Genomic DNA, 20,880 nt, shown 5'->3' on the forward strand with positions numbered 1-20,880 from the left:
CCAGCTGTCCTCATACTTTTCGAAACGAATTAAATCTATACGGCGTTGTAATTCCCTTAGTATCTTAAAGTGCCATTTCGGCTAATAAAAAAACTTTGTGCATGAAGTTGGATTTAATTAACCATCGTAAAACACTCCACATTCGGATGCAACCATAAGAATGACGCTGGACAATCCGTGGTAATTTGCTTCGTCATAATCTGTTTAAAAGCAGCTTCCTTCCCGTTTCCGGTCACCAAGAAAATAATCTTTTTCGATTGCAAGATTTCCTCCATACCTACACATAAACCAAATGCCGGTTCAGCACCTTGTGAAAGCGCAGGGTCATGTTGGATCGTCGATTCTGCCAAGGAAGCCTTATGAAATTTGGCATTTAAAAATGCCGCTGGCTCATTAAAAGCGATATGCCCATTTTTACCTAAACCCAAAATACAAATATCAAAAGGACCTTCTTGCGCTATAACTCCTTGCATCCGAAGGCATTCTGAATCCGTATCCGACATATTCGTATCAAATCCGAAATACCTAGTTTCAGGTATGGCCAAAGGTCCTAATAAATGCTTATGTAAATACGATTCGCATGAATCCGGATGCTCCGAAGGAATAATTCCCCACTCATCCATTTTCATGACGCGCATTTGTGTAAAATCCGCTGCATGTTTCGCCATTTCCGCATACATGCCTGTGGGCGATCCACCGGTGGCAGCACAAAAAAATAAAGATGGATTTTCGCGCACAGAACTTAAAATACTCGCGCTGGCCAGTTGGCTTAATTCCGTATAATCAATAGCAGTCGTAATTTTCATAGCAATTATCAGTTTTTGTCTCTTTTACGGGATAAAATTCGCTAATTTCGAGCAAGCAACCTAGTTCTAAAAAACACATTAATGAATTTATCCTCCCCAGCCGCATGGACTCATGTAGTCTATGTAGGCATTTTTTGGCTAGTAGCCATTTCTTCCCCCCTTCACGCGCAAAATTGGTCCATTCGCTTAGGTACTAATGTGTCAACGTATCAATTTACGAATTCGGTTGGTGGCTCTTTGGAATCTTTGCGGCCGTCATCTGGTCGGCATCTAGAAATCAGCTATCAAAAAATTCTACTTGATACGTCCAAATTACTCCTTAAAACCAATCGGTCCGCTGTTTATTTTACCAATCACAGCACCCAAGCCAAATTGATTAGTATGCTTCGTGTAGGGGTCCAACTTTCCGCTGATCAATTCAACACCTCAGGTAATGTTAATAGTAGTCAAATTGCCTATCAAACGGATTTTATTGGCGTCGGTCTGCATGGAGGTATGCAAATTCCGTTCAGTAAAAAAACATCGCTAGAAGTACAGGGTAAGCTACAGGGCCAACTACTTATAGATGGGGTACAAACTATTGATACCCAATTTTTGGATTTACAAAATGATTCCCAATTTAATGGCTTACAGACATTGGCGGGATACGTTGTCCAACTAAACCATCGCATAAATTCGTATACTGGAATTCTACTTGGATTTCAATCCATGAAAAGTATCGGGGTTTCTGCCGTAAACAACACCACCTTAGCATTCCAGCCTAATACGTTTTTTGTAGGAATTCGCTTATTTACTAACTAACCTAACCCATGAAAAATATACTAAGCACGCTCATTGCACTACTTCTAGGATGGAACAGCTGGGCGCAAAATACGGGTATCAATTACCAAGCGGTAATCTTGAATCCCAAACCCGTTGAAATTCCCGGAACATTTATTCAAAATCAAGTCATGGCAAAGGCCAATGTAACGATTCGATTTACGATTAAGACAGGGAATGTCGCCGACTTCGAGGAGATACATGAAACGAAAACGGATGATTTTGGCTTGGTCAATTTGACGATTGGTACAGGAAATACGCAGTCAAGTACCGCGATAAATCGCCAGTGGAGTGCATTAGTATGGGATTCAAAAGTTAAGTCGCTCGTCGTGGCTGTTAAATTTGAAAATACATCCAGCTTCGTTGAGGTTAGTAATCAGACATTTAACTACTCCCCATATGCCTTGTATGCCGCATCTGTAGAATACGCGAATGTGCAAAATGCTCCTAAAAAATTATCCCATTTTGAAAATGATCCTGGGTATTTACTTAAGCAAGATTTAAAACCCTTAGAGGATAAGTTACTTGCTAATGCGACTCAAACGAATAATCAATTTGCTACGGTGGAAGCACAACGAATTAGCTTGGAAAAGCGTGTTGATTTGCACGAATCACGCTTAGAATCTCAGGAAACCGGTCTGATTTCAGTTAACAAAACGAATACGACTATCCAAAATCAAGTGAATCAAAATTTCAATACCTTGAGTGCTCAGTTAAATGATCAGCGGGCGCAGACAATAAATCAATTCAATAGTTTAGGTGGTTCGTATGAGTCGTTAAGTAATAAATCGACTGCCACAGATTTAGGGAGTGGGAGTCCGAGTAATCAGGCCTATCCGAGCCAACAAGCCGTTAAGACGTATGTGGATCAGGCGATTAGTCAAGTGGTGGTTTCCGGCGCACCGGATGCAACAACGCTTGCTCCCGGTAAAGTTCAGCTTTCTGGGGATCTCGCTGGAACAGCGACAAATCCAACCGTGCCTGGGCTTGCTCAAAAAGAAGTATCGAGTAATAAAACTTTGGATTTGACAGCAGATGGCGCTTCGGACACGAAATACCCATCGGCGAAAGCGGTAAAAATCTATGTGGATCAGGCCACGTTGGGTACGGCGCTAGCAGCGGATTTGAATGCCAAAGCAGACAAAAACTCCCCTATTTTCACGGGCATCCCCCAATTACCCAGCACAACCATCGCGATTACCCAAAGCAATGGAACAAATTCAACTCAAGTGGCAACCACAGCCTTTGTTCAAAATTCAATATCCTCCTTATCCGTAAATGATGCGAGTTCGAGTGCAAAAGGCATCATTCAATTAGGAGGAGATTTGGGAGGGACGGCTTCCGCACCCTTAGTTCCCGGCTTAGCTAGTAAAGAGATTTCAAGCAACAAATCAAATAATATCGTTGCAGATGCACTTTCCACGACCAAGTACCCCTCAGTCAAAATGATTAAAGATTATGTGGATGGTCAAATTAGTAGTGGTGGCGTGTCAGATGCCAGCACATCAGTCAAAGGTATTCTCCAATTAGCAGGTGATTTAGGAGGAACTTCGGCCTCGCCGTCGATTGCAAGCAATGCCATCACGACCATTAAAATCCTAAATGGCGCGGTAACAGATGCAAAAATTGACCAAGTAAGTGGATCGAAAATTTTGGGAAACATACCCGGAAATGCGGCGAATGTTACCGGAACTATCACCGCCTCACATGGTGGAAGTGGAGCAGCTGGGACATTGTCAGGTTTTTTATATGGAAATGGAACCTCAGCCTATACGGCCTCCTCCAGCATACCAGTCGCACAAATTACCGGGGCAGAATTAATAGCCAATAAATCCACAGCGACTGACCTAGGAAATTCAACACCAAGTGACACCTTTTATGCCAGCCAAAAAGCAGTAAAAACCTATGTGGATTTAGCAGTAAGTGGTTCGGTAGGTGGGGCAACACTAACAGCACTGGACCTAAAAGAAAATACTTCAAATAAATCAGATGCGTCTTTAGGGACAAGTACGACCTTATTCCCGACACAAAATGCGGTTAAAACTTATGTGGATGCGAAATTTGGTGTGGCGAATTACATTACATTAGGCAACTTACCATTACTAGCAAATGGTACGGTGCTAGGAAATTTCAGTGGTGCGACGGCGAGCCCTTCGGCATTAAATACGTCTGGTAGCGGAAATTTAGTGAGGGCTTCCAATCCAACGATTACTAGTCCCGTCCTGAATGGGACCATTTCAGGATCTTCCGTTTTGGGTATTGCCAATGGCGGCTTAGGCACAAACACGATGAGTGCTGGCTATGTGAAAGCAGGCAATCCATTCTTTTCGATTAGTGCGATACCGGTAAGTGATGTGACAGGCGCAGTTCAAAAGGTCAATGGCATTACGCCAGATGGTAGTGGAAATGTAGCTATTCTATATGGAAGAACGTACACTGGAATTTATAATGGTGGCGTTTTTACAGCTGTAGAATCACCCACGAATAGTGATATTTACATTGTTTCAGCGGATCCGACTTCCTCGAATAACGGTCGGACTTTCATTTTCGATGGGGCAATTTGGAATGAAATAAGTACGGATCAGGCGGCATTAGATGCGCGATATTTGAGGTTGTCGGGTGGAAATATGGGTGGCAATTTAAGTTTTGGAACGGGTAAAAAAGTGATTTTACAGGATGCCCCATCGGCCGATACGGATGCAGTTAATAAGGCTTATGTAGATAATACGGTTAGCACGGGTGGAACACCAGATGCTTCATCATCAACCTCCGGAAAAATTAGATTAGCTGGCGATATCACGGGAACAGCAACAAGTCCAAGTATCGCAGCGAGTGCCATTAGTACCTTAAAAATAGCGGATGGAGCTGTGACAGATGCTAAAATATCGGGTATTTTATCACCAGCCAAAGGTGGTACAGGTGTGGACAATACAGGTAAAACGATAACACTAGGTGGTAATTTGGTAATGAATGGAGCTTTTGCAACGAACCTGACTGTGGCTGCTGCTACTTCATTGAATTTGCCAACTGCCGGAACGTTGAGTACGTTGGCAGGAGCCGAAGATTTAACTAATAAATCCGTGAATGGTGTCCGGCCAAGTAGCTTAGGAACAGGATTTAATCTAGTTGGCGGAACGATTTCAAAAACATTAACGGTCGGAAATGATGCCTCCATTATCGGATCAAATACTGGGGATCAAACCATCACGTTAAGTGGCGATATGACGGGTTCTGGCACAGGTGCGATTAGTGCGACGTTAGCGAATAGCGGCGTAGTAGCCGGAGACTTTGGAAGTGCAAGTGCTATTCCAATTATTACTGTGGATACAAAGGGGCGAATTACCTCAATTACTACGCAAACAGTTTCATCTACTAGTCCAGCAGGAACCGCATTAACAGATGGTAAAATTTGGATTGGGAATGGGTCTAATGTCGCATCAGCACAGTCCATTACGGGTGATATTAGTTTATCCAATACGGGTGTTGCAGCTGTAGGTACGGGCAAAATAACGAATGGTATGTTGGCCGGCGCCATCGACCTAACTTCTAAAGTAAGCAATGTATTACCTGTTGCTAACGGGGGAACGGGACTAAATACACTTACCAGCCAAGGAATACTTATTGGCAATGGAATGAGTAGTATCAACAGTTTATCGGGTACTACGGCTGGGGATATAATTACGTATTCGGGAACTGCTTGGGTGGCCGGTCAGCCTGTGGCAGCGGATGCGACAAATCCGGGCATTATGACCACGGGAACGCAAAAATTGGCTGGTGCGAAAACCTTTGCTAGTCTTGCATCGAGCGGTAATATGGCCGTTGGCGGAAACCTCGAGCTAACCGGTTCACAAACAAATAGTGCACTAACCGCGTCAAAAGCAATCTTTACGGATGCTTCTAAGGTAATGACATCCACTGGAACTGTAGGTGTTGCCCAAGGAGGAACAGGTGCTACCACCCTAACAAGTGCTGCTTTACTCGTGGGAGCTGGAACATCTGCTGTCATAGCCATTAGTCCAGGCACGGATGGACAAGTATTAATCTCGCGCTCAGGAGTCTGGGGGGCGGAAAATGCATCGCCGGCGGTAACGCTTGGACTTGTCAATAGTGTTTCAACAGCTAAAGCATTGACGATTACGGCTGGGGGTGAAATTAGCTTAAGTCCAGCGGATGCAACAAATCCCGGAATTATGACCACGGGAACACAAACATTGGCTGGTACTAAAACATTCGCTAGTCTTACATCGAGCGGTAATATGTCGGTTGGCGGAAACCTCGAGCTAACCGGATCACAAACAAATAGTGCATTAGCAGCCTCTAAAGTGATCTTTACGGATGCCTCGAAGGTGCTTACGTCCAGCGGAACTGTGGGTGTTGCCCAAGGGGGAACAGGAGTAGCAACGCTAACTGCTGGAAGCTTGTTGGTCGGAAATGGTACAGGGGCAGTGACAAGTCTAGCTCCAAGCACGGCTGGCTATGTACTTAAAGTGGTGGGATCTACGTGGACAGTTTCTGCACCAGAAGCAGACGTGAATGACCAATTTACGGCAACTGTGGGTAGGCTTACATTTACACTCTCGCAAACTCCCGCTGCGAATTCAAAAGTGCAAATGTTCATTAATGGCATACGCATAGATAAGACAGCCTATAGTTTATCGACTAATGTAATTACTTATGAACCTGCGAACAATAGCAGTTTCACGTTGGTTGCCGGCGACCGAATCCAATTCGACTATGCATATTAGACTATTCATTTTATTGGTTTTAACAACCAGCAACCTATTCGGCCAGGCTGTAACCGTCCAAGGTAAAATCACAAATTCACGATCTGAATTTGTTAATAAAGCGGGTAAGCGATTTACGTTAGATGGGGTATTGCCTACGGGTAAATTGGACGCACTCCCACCTTGTACAAATATTCGGATAGAACACGTCACAAGTCGCGGTGTTGCACCTGTAGCTAAAACAATCACCTATGAACTTGCCTATTCAAGTATCACTGGTGCAAATAAATGCTGGCTCTTACAAAACTTAGGTTCCACAAATCCACCTTTAAGCGCAACAGATAATACGGAAAATGCAGCTGGTTGGTACTGGCAGTTTGGAAGCAAAATAGGCTACAGGTATATAACAAGTCGTACACCTTCCTCCACCTGGCCTAATCGTACATTGGCCAATACCGATTGGGCTACAAACCAAGATCCATGCACCATTGAATTGGGGACGGGTTGGCGTTTACCCACCTACCAAGAATGGAGAACGATTGCATTAAATTACAATTATGAAGCCCAACTTTTTGCTTCAGACATCAAATTGCATAATGCTGGTTGGCTACGACAATCAGATGGTTTAATTCAAGAACGCGGAATCACAACGCATTATTGGAGCGGGGAAAGCGATACAGAAGTGAATGCCAGAGGTTTTGTTATTCCATCTGTAGGTGCCAAATCTACCTCATCCACAAACGATAAAGACGCCGGATTTAGCGTTCGTTGCATTCGCGACTAATATCATTTTTTCTATTGAATGAAAAGCTTAATTTAGCGAGATGAAATCAAACATGACACTCATTTTTATTGGACTTTGGCTACTAATGGCCTGTTCCAAAAAAGAAGAAAGCATTTCACCTACCAAAGGTAACATCACCGAATCCATTTATGCGTCCGGTACAATCAAGTCGGCAGACCAATACCAAGCATTCGTTTCCATAAGTGGTATCATTGAAGAAATTTATGTCCACGAAGGACAAGAGGTCAACGTAGGTACTCCACTCCTTCGTATATCCAATGAAACGCAGCAATACAATTTGGAAAACGCGAAACTGACCGCGAATTTTAATGACCAAGCAAACAATCAAGGTAAATTAGTCGAGGCGGAAGCCATTGCACAAACTTCCAAAGCAAAACTTAAATTAGACTCCAGTTTATATGCGCGCCAAAAAGCCCTTTGGGCACAGCAAGTAGGAACGCGCATTGCTTATGAACAAGCAGAATTGAACTTCCAAAGTTCACGAGCGAATTATATTTCGGCCCAACAGCGCTTAACGGATTTGCGCCGACAAATCAATTTCAGTTCGGCACAGACGAAAAAAAATGTACAAATTTCCGCGCGTCAAACAGCGGATTTTATACTTAAGAGTCAAGTAAAAGGTACTGTATTTAACCTGTTGAAAGAAAAAGGAGAACTTGTAAGTCCACAGACACCTATTGCAGTCGTAGGAAATACGCAAAATTTCATACTTGAAATGCAAGTGGACGAAAATGATATTTTTCAAGTACAACTAGGACAAAAAGTTGCCGTGACTTTCGATGCCTATAAAAATAAGGTATTCGAAGCACAAGTGAATAAAATTGCCTCCATCATGAACGAGCGGAATAAAACATTTTTAGTGGAAGCGAGCTTCACAAAAGCCCCGGAGAAACTGTATCCAAACGTTACATTTGAAGCGAATATCATGCTGCGCACCAAACAGAACGCCTTAATTCTTCCGCGCAACTATCTGAAAAATGACTCGATTATTACTCTGGCAGACGGTACCACGCGCATTGTTAAAGTTGGACTAACAGATTTCCAAAAAGTTGAAATTCTAAGCGGTCTCAGTAGCCAAGACCAAGTGATAAAGCCGAAGTAATGAACTTAAAATTAATTGTTCAAGTATCGATTTCATTATTGCTCGCCAGATGGAAACAAACGCTTGTTGCCGCTGTAGGTGTTACCTTCTCCATTGCGATGTTCATCACCTTGCTTGGTTTCATGAATGGCTTGAATGATTTACTGGACGGGTTAATCTTAAACCGGACTGCGCACATCCGCCTGTATCACGATATCAATGTGTCAAAAAACCAACCGATCGATTTATTAAGTCCCAACACATCCAATTTTGTAAATTCAGTTAAGCCTAAAAACCAACGGCTCGAATTGTACAATAGTGCACAAATCATGGAAGCCATCAAACAAGATGCGCGTGTATTAGGCGTTGCACCTAAAATCAATGCGCAAGTTTTTTATAACGTAGGCACCATCGACCTAACCGGCGTTATCAATGGCATTGACCCCGTTGAAGAAAATCGCTTGTTTATGTTCAGCGATTATGTGACGCGTGGCAACTACCTTGACCTGAAAAACATACCAAATAGTATCATTTTAGGCAAGGGAGTAGCAGATAAAATGGCTGCCAAAATCGGCGATGTTGTACAAGTGACAACAAGTAAAGGCGAGCGCTTGCAACTCAAGGTCGTCGGCTACTTCCAATCAGGCCTTCAAGATTTAGACAAAGTTCAAAGCTATTGTTCCATCAGCACCACCCAAAAACTGTTAGGGGTTTCCAGTAATTACATTACCGATGTGCAAGTCAAGCTGAAGGACATATTACAAGCACCAGCCATGGCAAAAGAATACCAGCGTTATTATGAGACTGATGCCATTGATATCCAACAAGCAAACTCTCAATTCGAAACGGGAAGTTCGGTTCGAACTATTATCTCCTATGCAGTAGGTGTAACCCTATTAATCGTTGCTGGCTTCGGAATTTACAACATCCTTAACATGATGATTTACGAAAAAATGGATTCCATCGCCATCATGAAAGCCATTGGTTTTTCTGGAAAAGATGTGAATTTAATCTTTATTTTTATTGCATTGAGCATTGGGTTTTTTGGTGGAATCTTGGGATTATTGGTAGGCTTGGGCATGTCGAACATCATTGATAATATTCCCTTTAATACGGAATCGCTGCCTACGGTTAAAACCTATCCCATCAACTATAATCCTTCATTTTACATTATTGGAGCTATATTTTCATTGGTCACCACCTATTTCGCTGGTTATTTCCCATCTAGAAAAGCAAGTAAAATAGACCCAGTTATTATCATCCGCGGTAAATAAACATGACACATATTCACAAAGAAGTTTTACGTGCTACCAACATCACCAAATACTTTCATGATCCCATGACGGTTAAGGTTTTGGACAACATCAACTTCAGTTTAAATCAAAGTGAATTCGTATCGGTTATCGGTAAATCTGGTTGTGGAAAGTCGACGCTTTTGTATATACTTTCGACGATGGACACCGACTATGAGGGAGAATTATTCATTGACTCAGTTGCGATGGTCAACAATTCCGAAAAGGAGTTAGCGCGTGTTCGCAATGAAAAAATCGGATTTGTATTTCAGTTTCACTACTTACTGAACGAGTTCAACGTACTTAAAAACGTGATGCTACCTGGGCTCAAATTAGGAAAATACAGTGAATCCGAGGTGGAGCACCGGGCCTATGAAAAGTTGAAGGTTTTAGGAATTTCAGACGAAGCACTTAAAATGCCTAATCAATTATCAGGTGGCCAAAAACAGCGTGTGGCCATTGCTCGAGCGTTAATTAATGACCCCTTGTTGATTATGGGTGATGAGCCAACTGGAAATTTGGATAAAAAAAACAGCGATATCGTGTTTCAAACCTTCCAACAATTGGCCGAAGAATTCCATCAAACACTGCTGATCGTTACACATGATAATGAATTTGCACACAAAACCTCACGCATCATTGAAATGCAGGATGGCAAAATCATTAACCAATAATTATTCCTTTACGATACTTGCCACAAAGGGCTTGCCCGTTGCCTGTACCAAATGCAGTACATACTTCGCAGGTCGAAAATTCTTAAAATCAGTCAGATTGATCTCGGTAATTCCCTCAGGATACGTAGCTTCCCACATGACACTACCTACGATATCGTAGATGACCAAGTAGGATTTAGATGTGCTTTTCTCTGAGAATTGAATGCGCAACTTATCAACAAATGGATTAGGAAAAACAGTGTATACAATCGAATTTTCAATAGCTGTTTGTACCTTCAACCCTGATTTCTGAATACTTCGCGCCAGTAGATTTGGCTGCTTGAAGCCTTGTCGGATCGTTATTCCCGACTTCACCGTTGTCCCAGTCACAACACTTGATTGACCTATCACGTGGGAATAATATCGGCCGTTCACCAACTTAGTTACTCCACCGGAAGAAATGGTTGAGTTTTGAGACCATGCACAATGGCCTACCAAAACAAATACAAATAATAATAGTCTCATATTTAGAACCAATAGCCGCGAAAGGTACAAAAAATCCTTAGCCTGCAAGGTATTTAATCCCAGGGATTTTACGTAAAACCCAAACAATTGCACCAGAAATCAATAAACAGATAAAGGCTGTCAGGGGAATCCCAATACTTGGATGCCACATAGCCCCATATATTTTGATTTTTACGAGGTAAAATAAAACGATGATGTGAATTAAATAGATGCCATAACTATACGAACTGATCCAATCCCGAAAGCGAGCTGTTCCCGGAATCGTACCCTCATACGACTTAAATAACATAAACAACCCGGCAGTTGACATCACCACACTCGGCGAAAAATTGGCATACAACAATCCATAAAATTTTCCGTCCTCGAGTGATTGCACATACGTTCCTTGCATGGTCCAAAGCGTACCAATCAAAAACAAAGCCCACGCAAAAATTCTCGAAAACGAATGTTTAGCCAAGTAAAAACCTAAGACCAAATACCCAATATAACCTGTGAAATAAGGTAATTTGACCGGCAGACTTAAACCCGGAAAATGCGAATTATCGAACAAAATGGTCACCAACCACATCCCTAAAAAGAATTGCAAATGACTTTCACGCGCCTGACGTACCCAAGCACCAATAATGGGTATAAATAGGTATACACCCACAATCATGTAGATGTACCAAAAATGATAGGATGCTCCGTCAAAAAATTGTTTAAAAATCCACGCAAAGTTTTGTGGCCGACCACTTTGACGAACTTGCCAATTGAAAATCGCGAAAATAGTATTGTAAAACAGAAAAGGGACGATGATTCTTAGAAAACTTTTTTTTAAAAAAGAGCCTATTTCTTCCTCGCGTGGTAATAGCAAAGCCCCCGAAAGCATGACAAAAATGGGGACAGCATAACGAAATCCACCATTATATAGGTTGGCAAACCACCAGGCGGAATCAGGTATTTTCCCAAAGTTCAATAAGACATTTGCTGCTGAATGAATTAACAACACCGCGAGGGTTGCTGTGACGCGCAAATTGTCCAGATATTGAACTTTGGGAGTTGACATCAACTAAAAGGTTGTTTATAATAACGCTTTTTAGTGGCTGCATAAATCGCATTGGCAATTGAACCACCGGTGGGTGGCAGTGCCGGTTCCCCTAATCCCGTTGGGCTTATGCCATTATCCACAAAATACGCATCAATTTTTGGAATTTCATTTCCTCGAATCATGCGGTAGGCATTGAAATTTGTTGGACTCGTCACACCAGCCTGAAAATTCAATTTAGCAAACATCGCATGACCCATGCCATCAATAATGGCTCCTTTCACTTGATTTTCTGCACCACTTAAATTGATAACCTCCCCACAATCCGTCACTGCCGTCACTTGGGTAACTTGAGGCTTACCATTTTTCACTTGAACCTCCGCAACCTGAGCTACATAAGATAAGTGTGAATAATACACACTGAAACCTTGGTGTACCCCTGGCTTCTTTTTCCATTGCGATTTTTCGGCTACTTGTCGGATTACCTCCGCAAAGCGATCTGCCTCATACGTAATTTTACCTACTGGGTTTGATTTTACGCGTGCTAGCAAATCCAAGCGCATTTGAATCGGATCTTTGCCCCCCGCCTCAGCTACTTCATCCAAAAATGCTTGTTCCGCAAATCCCAAGAAATTGGTAATTGGCGCACGCCATGGACCGGTGGTTACAGCAGATTTCTGATCAACTGATTCGATTAATACGTGATCAATTGCTCCTACCGGGAAGTTATCTTGGCGGGTAGAATTACCTGCATTTAATCCTACTCCGCGTAGGTAAAAGGAGGTTATATTTCCTTTGGCATCAATACCTGCTTTGAAATGGTACCGAACGGCCGGTCGGTAAATTCCACCACCCATGTCATCTTCACGCGTCCACATAACCAAGACTGGCTTTTTAATGATGCTGGATAGTTCAGCAGCTTCTAGGGCGAAGTCATTATTCAGGCGCCGACCGAAGCCACCGCCCATTTTGGTTAACTCCACTTGAACCGTATTTTCAGGAACACCTAATAAAGTCGCGACTGCTTTTTGAGCGGGCTGCGGTACTTGCGTAGGACCAGCCAACGTAACCGAACCCGGCTTCACATCCGCAAAAAAGTTCATCGGCTCCATTGGGCTATGCGAAATAAAAGGACACTCATACGTTGCCTCAATTACTTTGGCAGCTTCCGAAATAGCCTTTGCAAAATCCCCATCTTTCCGTTGGACCGTTGCCTTATCCGACTTCATTCCCGCATCAAACCACGCCTGATGTGTATCATTTCCCTCCAAAGGAGCATCAGATCCATACGAACATGTTAAACTCTGACGTGCCTGCATGATTTCGTAGGTACTTGTACCCACGATAGCCACCTTATTTTTAAAGGAAACAACGTCAATGATTCCCGGCATTTTCTTGACATCTTCCGCAGAGAAAGATTTTAACGTTGCCCCAAAAGGCGGACGTACAATCTGTGCAAAAACCATACCTGGCTTCCGAACATCAATTCCAAAAACAGGTTTACCTGTAACAATATCTTTATTGTCCACCCCGCGAACACGCGTTCCAATAATCTTGTAATCTTTACGGTCTTTATACGTAACGGTTGACGGAACGGGTAATTTCGACGCTTCTGCAGCTAAAGAGCCATACGAGGCTTTCTGTCCAGCAGGACCTAAGACAAATCCTTTCGATGTTTTGCAAACACTTGCGTCTACTTTCCATTGATTTGCAGCTGCTTGAACCATCATTTGGCGTACACTTGCCCCCGCTTTACGCAAACGCTCCCACGAATGTTTTAAGGCACCTGACCCACCGGTCAACTGGCGTTCAAAATTTTGTGTATCTAAATTCGCCTGTAAGACTTCCACTTGTTTCCAATCCACATCCAATTCCTCTGCCACAACCACTGGAAAAGCAGTTTTAATTCCTTGACCAATCTCTGGATTAGGGGAATATAAGCGAATTTTACCAGTGGCATCAATGCTTAAAAACGCATTAAATCGACCTGGTTCGTTGGCAATCGCCATCGTAGCTCCCTTGGATTCAAACCAATCAAATCCCAGGGTAAACACACTCGTAAAGAGTGCCGATTGTTGGATAAAATTTCTACGTGTCGTTTTCATTTCTTAACTTTTTTAGAGGCTAATGCAACTGCTTCTTGTATGCGGTGGTAGGTGCCGCACCGACAAATATTTCCGGCCATGCCGTCAACAATTTCTTGTTTCGAGGGATTCGGATTTTTCTTCAACAAGGCGGCGGCCGTCATGATTTGACCCGCTTGGCAATAGCCACATTGAGCCACATCTAATTCGTCCCAAGCCTCTTGAATCGGGTGTTTTCCGGCAGGATCTAATCCTTCGATGGTGGTGATTTGAGCGTTGCCAACGGCCGAAATAGGTAACACGCATGAGCGCATTGGCTCACCATTTACCCAAACTGTACAGGCACCACATTGCGCGATGCCACAACCATACTTAGTTCCTAATAAACCTACATGGTCTCTTAGCGCCCACAAAAGCGGGGTGTTGGAATCAATGTCCAAGCTTACTTTTTTTCGATTAATCGTCAATGTAATTGCCATGACTTATTTTTTCTTTTTAATGATTTCTTTGATACGTAAGTTTCTGAACTTTAACGGTGATCCGTGACCTAAAAACCCAATATGGCCTGTTTTGTTTAACAAACCTGGGTGTTCTTTGTGATCCGGCGTTCCATCTTTAATGGCCTGAACAATATCGCCATCCGTAATAACTTCTCCATTTAAAATAACCTTGATGCGATTACCTTCCGCAATCACTTCCTGTTCATTCCATTCACCTACCGGTTTTAAGAAACCTTGTTTAGATGGAATGATTCCATACACAGAACCATGATATTGATAAGCTTGTAATTTCGCGTAAATCGGCGCCGTGTTATCCAAAATCTGCAACTCCATCCCTACGTAGGCAGCGTCACCTTCAAGCGGCGTACGAATGCCTAAACCGTTATTTGCTCCCGGCGTTAACTGAAATTCAAACTTCATGTGAAAGTCGCCATATTCTTTTTTGGTGTACAAATTTCCTTTGCCACCACGTTTCGGATCCACAACCAATTCACCATTTACTGGGTAATAATCCGTCGTATTTCCTGTCCAATTAAAGAGCGATGAACCATCAAAAAGTGGCTCAAAACCCATCTCCTCAGGTGTATAAACAGGCTGTGGGGTCAACTCCTTCACGTAAATGTTTCTATAAACAATGTGATTCCCGTGCGCTTGTAATTCAATCGCATCCTTGATGAAAATCGGAATTTTACGATCCCAATAATTTTCCAAAATGACATTATCTACGACCAATTCCCCATTTAAATAAACTGTTACGCGTTCTCCGCGCATGGTAACCCGAAACGTGTTCCATTCTCCTACCGGATTATCGGCCACTTTTAGTGGATTCTTCGGATTTATTTGATTGTTATATAAACCTCCTGAGCCAACTTGCGCTCCCACTTTCGTCAATGCCGTATCCCAAATCTGAACTTGCGGAGAACCGCGGAGGTAAAGTCCCGCATCGCCTTCCTTTTCAATTTTCCAGTCGATGGTTAACTCAAAATCTTGGTAATCTTTGACCGAACACAAATTGTTGCCATGCCCCGTGAAGTGCAGCTCCTCCCCTTGTGCCATCCAGCCTGTGCGCATGATCGAATCCGCTTTGATTTGCTTCATCGCTAATGTATCTGCTGGCGTTTTTCTGCGTTTGACTGGATTGTCAACTAAGCCTTTCCAACCGCGTAAATCAGTGCTATTGTACATGGTATAAAAACCGCGACCTGGATTGCTTTTATTAATTTTATCACGAAGAGCGGCATCCGAAATTAAGGACGCATTTTCCATAACCCACTCCTTGGTCATTTGACCTTGAAATTCTGGATTCGCGACATAAAGTGAAGCCAACCCATCTACAATAATTTGCTTTACATTCGGTTCTTTCAATCCCAAATACAAGGTTCGCATGGCAGCTAGTGAATTGCATTTCACCAATCCCTTGTAGATCTGCTCCCGTGTATCCAAGTTTTGAGTTAAATCCAACGCATTGCGGTAACGCAAAACTTGTTGGTCTACATGCGCAAATGTCCGTCCATTGATCCGCACAAATGCTTTCAATGCCTCTTCTTCTTTCTTTCCCAACGCGTACAACCAATCCAAATTGGCAACTTCCTGAACGAAGGGTACCCAATTATTTTTATATTGAGCGACTAAGGCAAAGGCTGTAATTTTACTATTGCGCGTGCCGTCCTGCTTGATTAATTGCGTCATGCAGTTTTGTAAGGCCTTAATTTCATTTGGTAATTGCGCGATGGATAATTTCTCTGCAATCAGATCAAAATCTTTCAATTCAGCCCAAAAAGTCAATGCCTCAAATCCAGCCGCACGTTGTGGATGATTGGATTGAATTGCTCGCCAAACTAAGGATTCTACCTCAGGCCACTGGCGGTCACTTCCGTAGGTCAATAAGACCGTTTTTTGTGCTATTGACGCCTGTTCGTAGGTGCTGAGCTTAGCTTTTAAGAAATCATTTGCCGCTAGGGTGGTCGACAAGTCAGCGATTTTTTGCGCATCTACCTGATTCGACTTTAACATATCCCAAACAGCAGGAAGTCCTTTTGCCCCTTGAACTTGTAATTGGGAAATAATTTGTTCCGTTTTGAAATTCGAATTTTGAATAAGTGGCAAGGCCCAAGCGGCTTTGTAGGTACCCACAGCCTTAATGAAAGCTTTTTGATGCGCAGCATCCCAAGTTTTGATGTTGATGTTTGTCCGCGGCTTAGCCAATAATTGTTTTAAGATAAATGCGGTAACCTGCGGTTTCGCTTTTGGATATTTTCCTAGTAAAATGCTTTCATCTTGCTTCGCAATCAATCCGATCAGTTCACATTGCGTCGCATCGGGAAGGTCATCACGGAGAAATGCTTTTAATTCGGTCGGATTTTTTGCGTTGGCTAATATAAAAGCTTCCGTCGCCTGCGTAGGTTCGTAAATACCTTTGCTGGCGTATGCTGCCGCTTTTAAGGCTGGTGTGGCACCTTGGGTTCGGTTAAAGAGTTGTTGCTCGCGGGAGGATTGCGCGAAGGTTTGCCAACTAACCAATACTAGTAATAAATATTTCATGACGTTTAGAGGATATAAGGTGCGCGCATCGGTTGATTGATGAGACTATTTGCTTCAGGATCGCCGATAAATTCTTGTTTCACGGAGTCAAATTTGAGGTTGCGGTGCAAGCGCATCGCGATTAAACCCATATTGATGAGTGTACATGAACGGTACCCATTTTCCTCATTCAAGGCAAATTGAGTCCTATTTTTCACCGAATCAACAAAATCAATTTGTTGGGCCGGTGGCTCTGGAAACTCAGTTAGCTTACGTTCCAAATCAGGGATATCTGATTTAAAGTTCTTATATAATTTACCTTTTGGACCTTCGATATAGGCGACTTTCTCGTCTTTAGCTTCGCCGTCAAGGACGATTTGGCATCCATCTGCATAGGTATAGGTAATGCGATTAAAGATTCCCACGGCATCTTTATCTTGCACGGGGGCGTCTACCTCCACATAGACCGGACTTTCGTTGTCTTTACCCAACATATATTGAATGGGATCCATATAGTGCTGGCCCATATCACCTAGCGCACCGCCATCGTAATCCCAATAACCGCGGAAAGTTTGATGGGTACGATGAACATGGTATGGTTTATAAGGCGCAGGTCCGAGCCAAGCGTCGTAGTCTAATTCTGGGGGAACGGGTTGCGGTGTCAAATCTGTTTTGCCAACCCAGTAGAATTTCCAGTCGAAGCCGGTGTGTTTACTAACAGTAAATTTCAGCGGCCAACCCAGAAGACCTGAGTCAACTAATTTCTTCATCGGTTTAACCGGACAATTCAACCCGTAAAAATTACTTTCAAATCGGAACCAGGTGTTTAGTCGGAAGATACGTCCGTGTTGTTGGACCGCTTCTTTTAATTTCTGTCCTTCTCCGATCGTCCGGGTCATGGGTTTTTCACACCAAACATCTTTACCTGCCCTTGCTGCATCTGCGGCCATGATTCCATGCCAATGCGGCGGTGTCGCCACGTGGACAATATCTACTTCAGGGAGTTGAATCATTTCACGGTAGTCGGTAAATGCTTTCACACCTTTCTCGACTTTGTCTAACCCGAGTTGTAGGTTTTTCTTATCAACATCGCACATAGCAACGACGCGTGTGCCTGCGTACGGTATGTGTCCGCGTCCCATGCCGCCGGTTCCGATGATCGCTTTGGTGAGTTGGTCTGATGGAGCAAGAAAGCCCTTTCCGAGCACGTGACGTGGTACAATGCTGAATGCAGCTAAGGAAAGGACAGATTTACCTAGGAATTTTCTTCTAGAAACTGACATAAATGAATAGGTTTACGGCCAAATATATGAAATTTTTTCGACTAGACGCTGCCGGGGTCTACGACCCCGGCAGCGTCACCCCCACACCCTTGCAAATAACAGTAAAACTGATTAAAATATCTGTTTTGGGTAAAAAAAATCAAGTTCCTGAATGAATAAAAGCGTACTTTGCGTAGCGGAAAAGTTGACGCTTACGGGGAGTCTACGACCCCGTCAGCGATCAACTTCTTATAACAATTGTTAAACTTCGCGCTCCATGTGCGCCTACCACCAACGACTGCTCAATATCAGCAGTCTTCGATGGCCCGGCTAAAAACATTCCAAAGCCAGATTTTACCCCACCCAAACGCGCATAAGCCGCATGCATCGTAGGTACAATCTCAGTTACGTTTATTACTAAATGTTGGCAAATGAATGGAGCCACCCGATGAGGCATCGCCACTTCTGTCAACCAAATTGCCCCATTCTCCGCCACCCCAAACTCGCCATCAATCTCTAAAACTTCCACGTCAGCTAAACTTAAGCCATCCATCGTTTTGTCGAACCTGCGCCGTCCGGGAAATAACTCCTCTAACTCGGATGGACTTACCACACGAGCACCTACGACGGCCAATGAAGCCATGAAATCAAAACCTTCTGAAGCCTTAGTAAAAGCACCCGGATATTGAACCGGTTCTAGCGGCTCAATTTTCCCTAAAATCTGATCTCGTGAGCTCATCGTTTTTTGTACCATTCTTGAAAACTATCCTTAGGAGCAACCGGCATCTCCCGCTGTTTATACCACGGATTTAATCGATTATTTAATAAACCAGAAAACCGGCGTAAAAACGCACCGCCCAACCGGTAAATCACCGGATTGGCCAAAACAAAAGCCATCATTTTCATGCCGACGGTTTTGACAGCTGGAGCTAGTCCTGCCGACATTAAATCTTGTCGCCAAAACCACAATTGTTCATGAATATTAATCTTCACCGGACAGACATTCGAACACGAACCACACAAGGTCGACGCGAATGGTAAATCCACATTCGCTTTTTTGTCGACATTGGGAGCTAAAATAGACCCAATTGGGCCCGCAACCGGTTGGTGATAACTATGTCCTCCACTCCGACGGTACACCGGACAGGTATTAAAACAAGCCGCACAACGGATACATTTTAGTGAATTCTTGTATTTTGGATCTGCCAACTGACGCGTCCGACCGTTATCCAAAAATACGATATGCACCTCTTGACCTTCGCGCGGAAGATGAAAATGTGACGAATACGTAGTGATTAACTGCCCAGTAGCACTGCGGGCTAACAGACGCAAAAACACAGCTAAATCTTCTCTTTTAGGGATAATTTTCTCAATACCCATACAGGCGATATGGACTTTGGCTAAATGTGCCCCCATATCCGCATTCCCCTCATTCGTACATACCACAAATTCTCCCGTCTCCGCTACCGCAAAATTTACACCCGTTATCGCCACTTCAGAAGCTAAGAAATGGCCACGTAAATGTTGGCGCGCCGCCTCCGTCAAAAACTGTGGATCCTTATTGCCCTTTGGCGTTCCTAAATGCTGATGAAAAGTTTCCCCCACATCCTCCTTTTTCAAGTGAATCGCAGGCAACACAATATGACTCGGGACTTCATTTCGGAACTGAACAATACGCTCCCCTAAATCGGTATCTATAACTTCAATTCCTTTAGAAGCTAAATAATCATTTAAATGACATTCCTCGGTCAACATTGATTTACTCTTGACCAAAACTTTTGAACTTTGAGAAGCAATTATACCATGAACTATCGCATTATGTTCTGCGGCATCAGCCGCCCAATGCACATGAATGCCATTGGCCTGAGCTTTTGCCTCAAAAGCGCGTAGGTATTCCCCTAAATTTGCGAGGGTATGGTCTTTAATCTGTGAGGCATGCTCACGCAAATCCTCCCACTCAGGTAAAACTTTCGAGACCTTATCACGTTTTGCACGAACGAACCAAAGCGTTTCATCATGCCAATCCGTCCTTTCCGAATCCGAAATAAATATCTCTGAAGCATCCGCGTGACTAATCATAATTCAATATTTCTACAATGTGTTTTACTTGTAAGTTCGAACCTTGCCGGCGCAATATCCCTTCCATATGCATTAAACAAGAAGTATCCGCACCAATGATAAACTCAATGGCATTCGCATCATGCTCCTTAATTCGATCCAGTCCCATTTTCACAGAAACAGCTTCCTCCGACACACAAAATGTTCCGCCAAATCCACAACACTCATCTTCCCTTTTTGGCAAAAAGACTTCGATACCTTGAACCAGTCCAAGCAAATCTTGTAATTTCGAAAAGGGTTTTTCGTTTCGCTCCGACATGGAACTTAAACGTAAAAAACGCTGACCGTGGCAACTTTGATGCAATCCTACCCGATGAGGGAATTTCGCAGTCAAACTACTCACTTTCAAAATGTCCGTCAAAAACTCGCAAATTTCATACACCGACGACCTAATTTTCTGAGAAGGATGATGCTCCTTCAAATGTAATACGCATGACCCCGAAGGACCCACGATGTAATCAAATCCATCAAAATTAGTCGTAAAATTTGCATCACAACCTCCCGTAGAAGACGCAAAACCAGAATTAGCCATCGGTTGGCCACAACAAGTTTGATCCTTGGGAACAACTACCTCGCAGCCTAATTTCTCCAACAATTCCAAACTTGCCACCGCTACCTGAGGATAGAACTGGTCAATGTAACACGGAACAAAAAGGGCAACACGCAT

The 20,880-nt window shown here is 43.3% G+C and carries 16 protein-coding genes; 6 read left to right on the top strand and 10 right to left on the bottom strand.

From position 1 onward, the window contains the following. Positions 1–113: 113 nt before the first annotated feature. Entirely contained in the window at positions 114–806 is a 693-nt protein-coding gene (locus tag AC1W6K_RS01455; protein WP_481946169.1) for a 6-phosphogluconolactonase, read from the bottom strand. A gap of 81 nt (positions 807–887) precedes the next feature. Between AC1W6K_RS01455 and AC1W6K_RS01460 the strand changes: the two genes are divergently transcribed. From AC1W6K_RS01460 to AC1W6K_RS01485, 6 genes are read left to right on the top strand one after another with little or no spacing between them, the layout of a single operon-like run. Continuing rightward, on the top strand, positions 888–1,607 hold the full coding sequence (locus AC1W6K_RS01460) for a hypothetical protein (RefSeq protein ID WP_481946170.1): 720 nt from the start codon (positions 888–890) through the stop codon (positions 1,605–1,607). A gap of 8 nt (positions 1,608–1,615) precedes the next feature. Beyond that, positions 1,616–6,370, top strand: a complete 4,755-nt coding sequence (locus AC1W6K_RS01465; RefSeq protein ID WP_481946171.1) for a beta strand repeat-containing protein — start codon at positions 1,616–1,618, stop codon at positions 6,368–6,370. Continuing rightward, entirely contained in the window at positions 6,360–7,133 is a 774-nt protein-coding gene (locus AC1W6K_RS01470; protein ID WP_481946172.1) for a fibrobacter succinogenes major paralogous domain-containing protein, read from the top strand. Before AC1W6K_RS01465 ends, AC1W6K_RS01470 begins: the two co-directional genes overlap by 11 nt. Positions 7,134–7,173: 40 nt before the next feature. Further along, positions 7,174–8,256: an efflux RND transporter periplasmic adaptor subunit gene (locus AC1W6K_RS01475; protein WP_481946173.1), complete on the top strand. Its 1,083-nt coding sequence runs from the start codon at positions 7,174–7,176 to the stop codon at positions 8,254–8,256. Then, on the top strand, positions 8,256–9,509 hold the full coding sequence (locus AC1W6K_RS01480) for an ABC transporter permease (protein ID WP_481719180.1): 1,254 nt from the start codon (positions 8,256–8,258) through the stop codon (positions 9,507–9,509). The genes AC1W6K_RS01475 and AC1W6K_RS01480 overlap by 1 nt, the downstream gene beginning before the upstream one ends. A gap of 2 nt (positions 9,510–9,511) precedes the next feature. Continuing rightward, entirely contained in the window at positions 9,512–10,201 is a 690-nt protein-coding gene (locus tag AC1W6K_RS01485; RefSeq protein WP_481946174.1) for an ABC transporter ATP-binding protein, read from the top strand. On the opposite strand, the gene AC1W6K_RS01490 is transcribed toward AC1W6K_RS01485, so the two are convergent. From AC1W6K_RS01490 to AC1W6K_RS01530, 9 genes are all read right to left on the bottom strand, one after another. Beyond that, positions 10,202–10,705, bottom strand: a complete 504-nt coding sequence (locus AC1W6K_RS01490) for a hypothetical protein (RefSeq protein ID WP_481946175.1) — start codon at positions 10,703–10,705, stop codon at positions 10,202–10,204. Between the two features lie 37 nt (positions 10,706–10,742). Further along, positions 10,743–11,750, bottom strand: coding sequence for an acyltransferase (locus AC1W6K_RS01495; RefSeq protein WP_481946176.1), 1,008 nt, complete (start codon positions 11,748–11,750; stop codon positions 10,743–10,745). After that, positions 11,750–13,834 carry a xanthine dehydrogenase family protein molybdopterin-binding subunit gene (locus AC1W6K_RS01500; protein WP_481719176.1) on the bottom strand — a complete coding sequence of 695 codons (2,085 nt, stop codon included), beginning with the start codon at positions 13,832–13,834 and terminating at the stop codon, positions 11,750–11,752. The genes AC1W6K_RS01495 and AC1W6K_RS01500 overlap by 1 nt, the downstream gene beginning before the upstream one ends. Continuing rightward, the gene (locus AC1W6K_RS01505; RefSeq protein WP_481719175.1) at positions 13,831–14,292 is read right to left on the bottom strand and encodes a (2Fe-2S)-binding protein; all 462 of its coding nucleotides are present in this window, start codon (positions 14,290–14,292) and stop codon (positions 13,831–13,833) included. Before AC1W6K_RS01505 ends, AC1W6K_RS01500 begins: the two co-directional genes overlap by 4 nt. Positions 14,293–14,295: 3 nt before the next feature. Beyond that, positions 14,296–16,854 carry a 3-keto-disaccharide hydrolase gene (locus AC1W6K_RS01510; RefSeq protein ID WP_481946177.1) on the bottom strand — a complete coding sequence of 853 codons (2,559 nt, stop codon included), beginning with the start codon at positions 16,852–16,854 and terminating at the stop codon, positions 14,296–14,298. Between the two features lie 5 nt (positions 16,855–16,859). Then, positions 16,860–18,116, bottom strand: coding sequence for a Gfo/Idh/MocA family oxidoreductase (locus AC1W6K_RS01515; protein ID WP_481946178.1), 1,257 nt, complete (start codon positions 18,114–18,116; stop codon positions 16,860–16,862). Between the two features lie 220 nt (positions 18,117–18,336). Next, positions 18,337–18,834 (bottom strand): LutC/YkgG family protein, encoded by a 498-nt coding sequence (locus AC1W6K_RS01520; protein ID WP_481946179.1) that lies wholly within the window; start codon positions 18,832–18,834, stop codon positions 18,337–18,339. Further along, positions 18,831–20,174 (bottom strand): lactate utilization protein B, encoded by a 1,344-nt coding sequence (locus AC1W6K_RS01525; protein ID WP_481946180.1) that lies wholly within the window; start codon positions 20,172–20,174, stop codon positions 18,831–18,833. The genes AC1W6K_RS01520 and AC1W6K_RS01525 overlap by 4 nt, the downstream gene beginning before the upstream one ends. After that, entirely contained in the window at positions 20,167–20,880 is a 714-nt protein-coding gene (locus tag AC1W6K_RS01530) for a (Fe-S)-binding protein (protein WP_481946181.1), read from the bottom strand. Before AC1W6K_RS01530 ends, AC1W6K_RS01525 begins: the two co-directional genes overlap by 8 nt.

This window comes from Aquirufa sp., assembly GCF_964796385.1.

Coding starts and splice junctions, on each gene's coding strand:
- AC1W6K_RS01485 (WP_481946174.1), top strand. CDS start 9,512: ATGACACATATTCACAAAGAAGTTTTACGTGCTACCAACATCACCAAA.
- AC1W6K_RS01525 (WP_481946180.1), bottom strand. CDS start 20,174: ATGATTAGTCACGCGGATGCTTCAGAGATATTTATTTCGGATTCGGAA.
- AC1W6K_RS01530 (WP_481946181.1), bottom strand. CDS start 20,880: ATGCGTGTTGCCCTTTTTGTTCCGTGTTACATTGACCAGTTCTATCCT.
- AC1W6K_RS01460 (WP_481946170.1), top strand. CDS start 888: ATGAATTTATCCTCCCCAGCCGCATGGACTCATGTAGTCTATGTAGGC.
- AC1W6K_RS01505 (WP_481719175.1), bottom strand. CDS start 14,292: ATGGCAATTACATTGACGATTAATCGAAAAAAAGTAAGCTTGGACATT.
- AC1W6K_RS01480 (WP_481719180.1), top strand. CDS start 8,256: ATGAACTTAAAATTAATTGTTCAAGTATCGATTTCATTATTGCTCGCC.
- AC1W6K_RS01465 (WP_481946171.1), top strand. CDS start 1,616: ATGAAAAATATACTAAGCACGCTCATTGCACTACTTCTAGGATGGAAC.
- AC1W6K_RS01520 (WP_481946179.1), bottom strand. CDS start 18,834: ATGAGCTCACGAGATCAGATTTTAGGGAAAATTGAGCCGCTAGAACCG.
- AC1W6K_RS01490 (WP_481946175.1), bottom strand. CDS start 10,705: ATGAGACTATTATTATTTGTATTTGTTTTGGTAGGCCATTGTGCATGG.
- AC1W6K_RS01475 (WP_481946173.1), top strand. CDS start 7,174: ATGAAATCAAACATGACACTCATTTTTATTGGACTTTGGCTACTAATG.
- AC1W6K_RS01455 (WP_481946169.1), bottom strand. CDS start 806: ATGAAAATTACGACTGCTATTGATTATACGGAATTAAGCCAACTGGCC.
- AC1W6K_RS01470 (WP_481946172.1), top strand. CDS start 6,360: ATGCATATTAGACTATTCATTTTATTGGTTTTAACAACCAGCAACCTA.
- AC1W6K_RS01515 (WP_481946178.1), bottom strand. CDS start 18,116: ATGTCAGTTTCTAGAAGAAAATTCCTAGGTAAATCTGTCCTTTCCTTA.
- AC1W6K_RS01510 (WP_481946177.1), bottom strand. CDS start 16,854: ATGAAATATTTATTACTAGTATTGGTTAGTTGGCAAACCTTCGCGCAA.
- AC1W6K_RS01495 (WP_481946176.1), bottom strand. CDS start 11,750: ATGTCAACTCCCAAAGTTCAATATCTGGACAATTTGCGCGTCACAGCA.
- AC1W6K_RS01500 (WP_481719176.1), bottom strand. CDS start 13,834: ATGAAAACGACACGTAGAAATTTTATCCAACAATCGGCACTCTTTACG.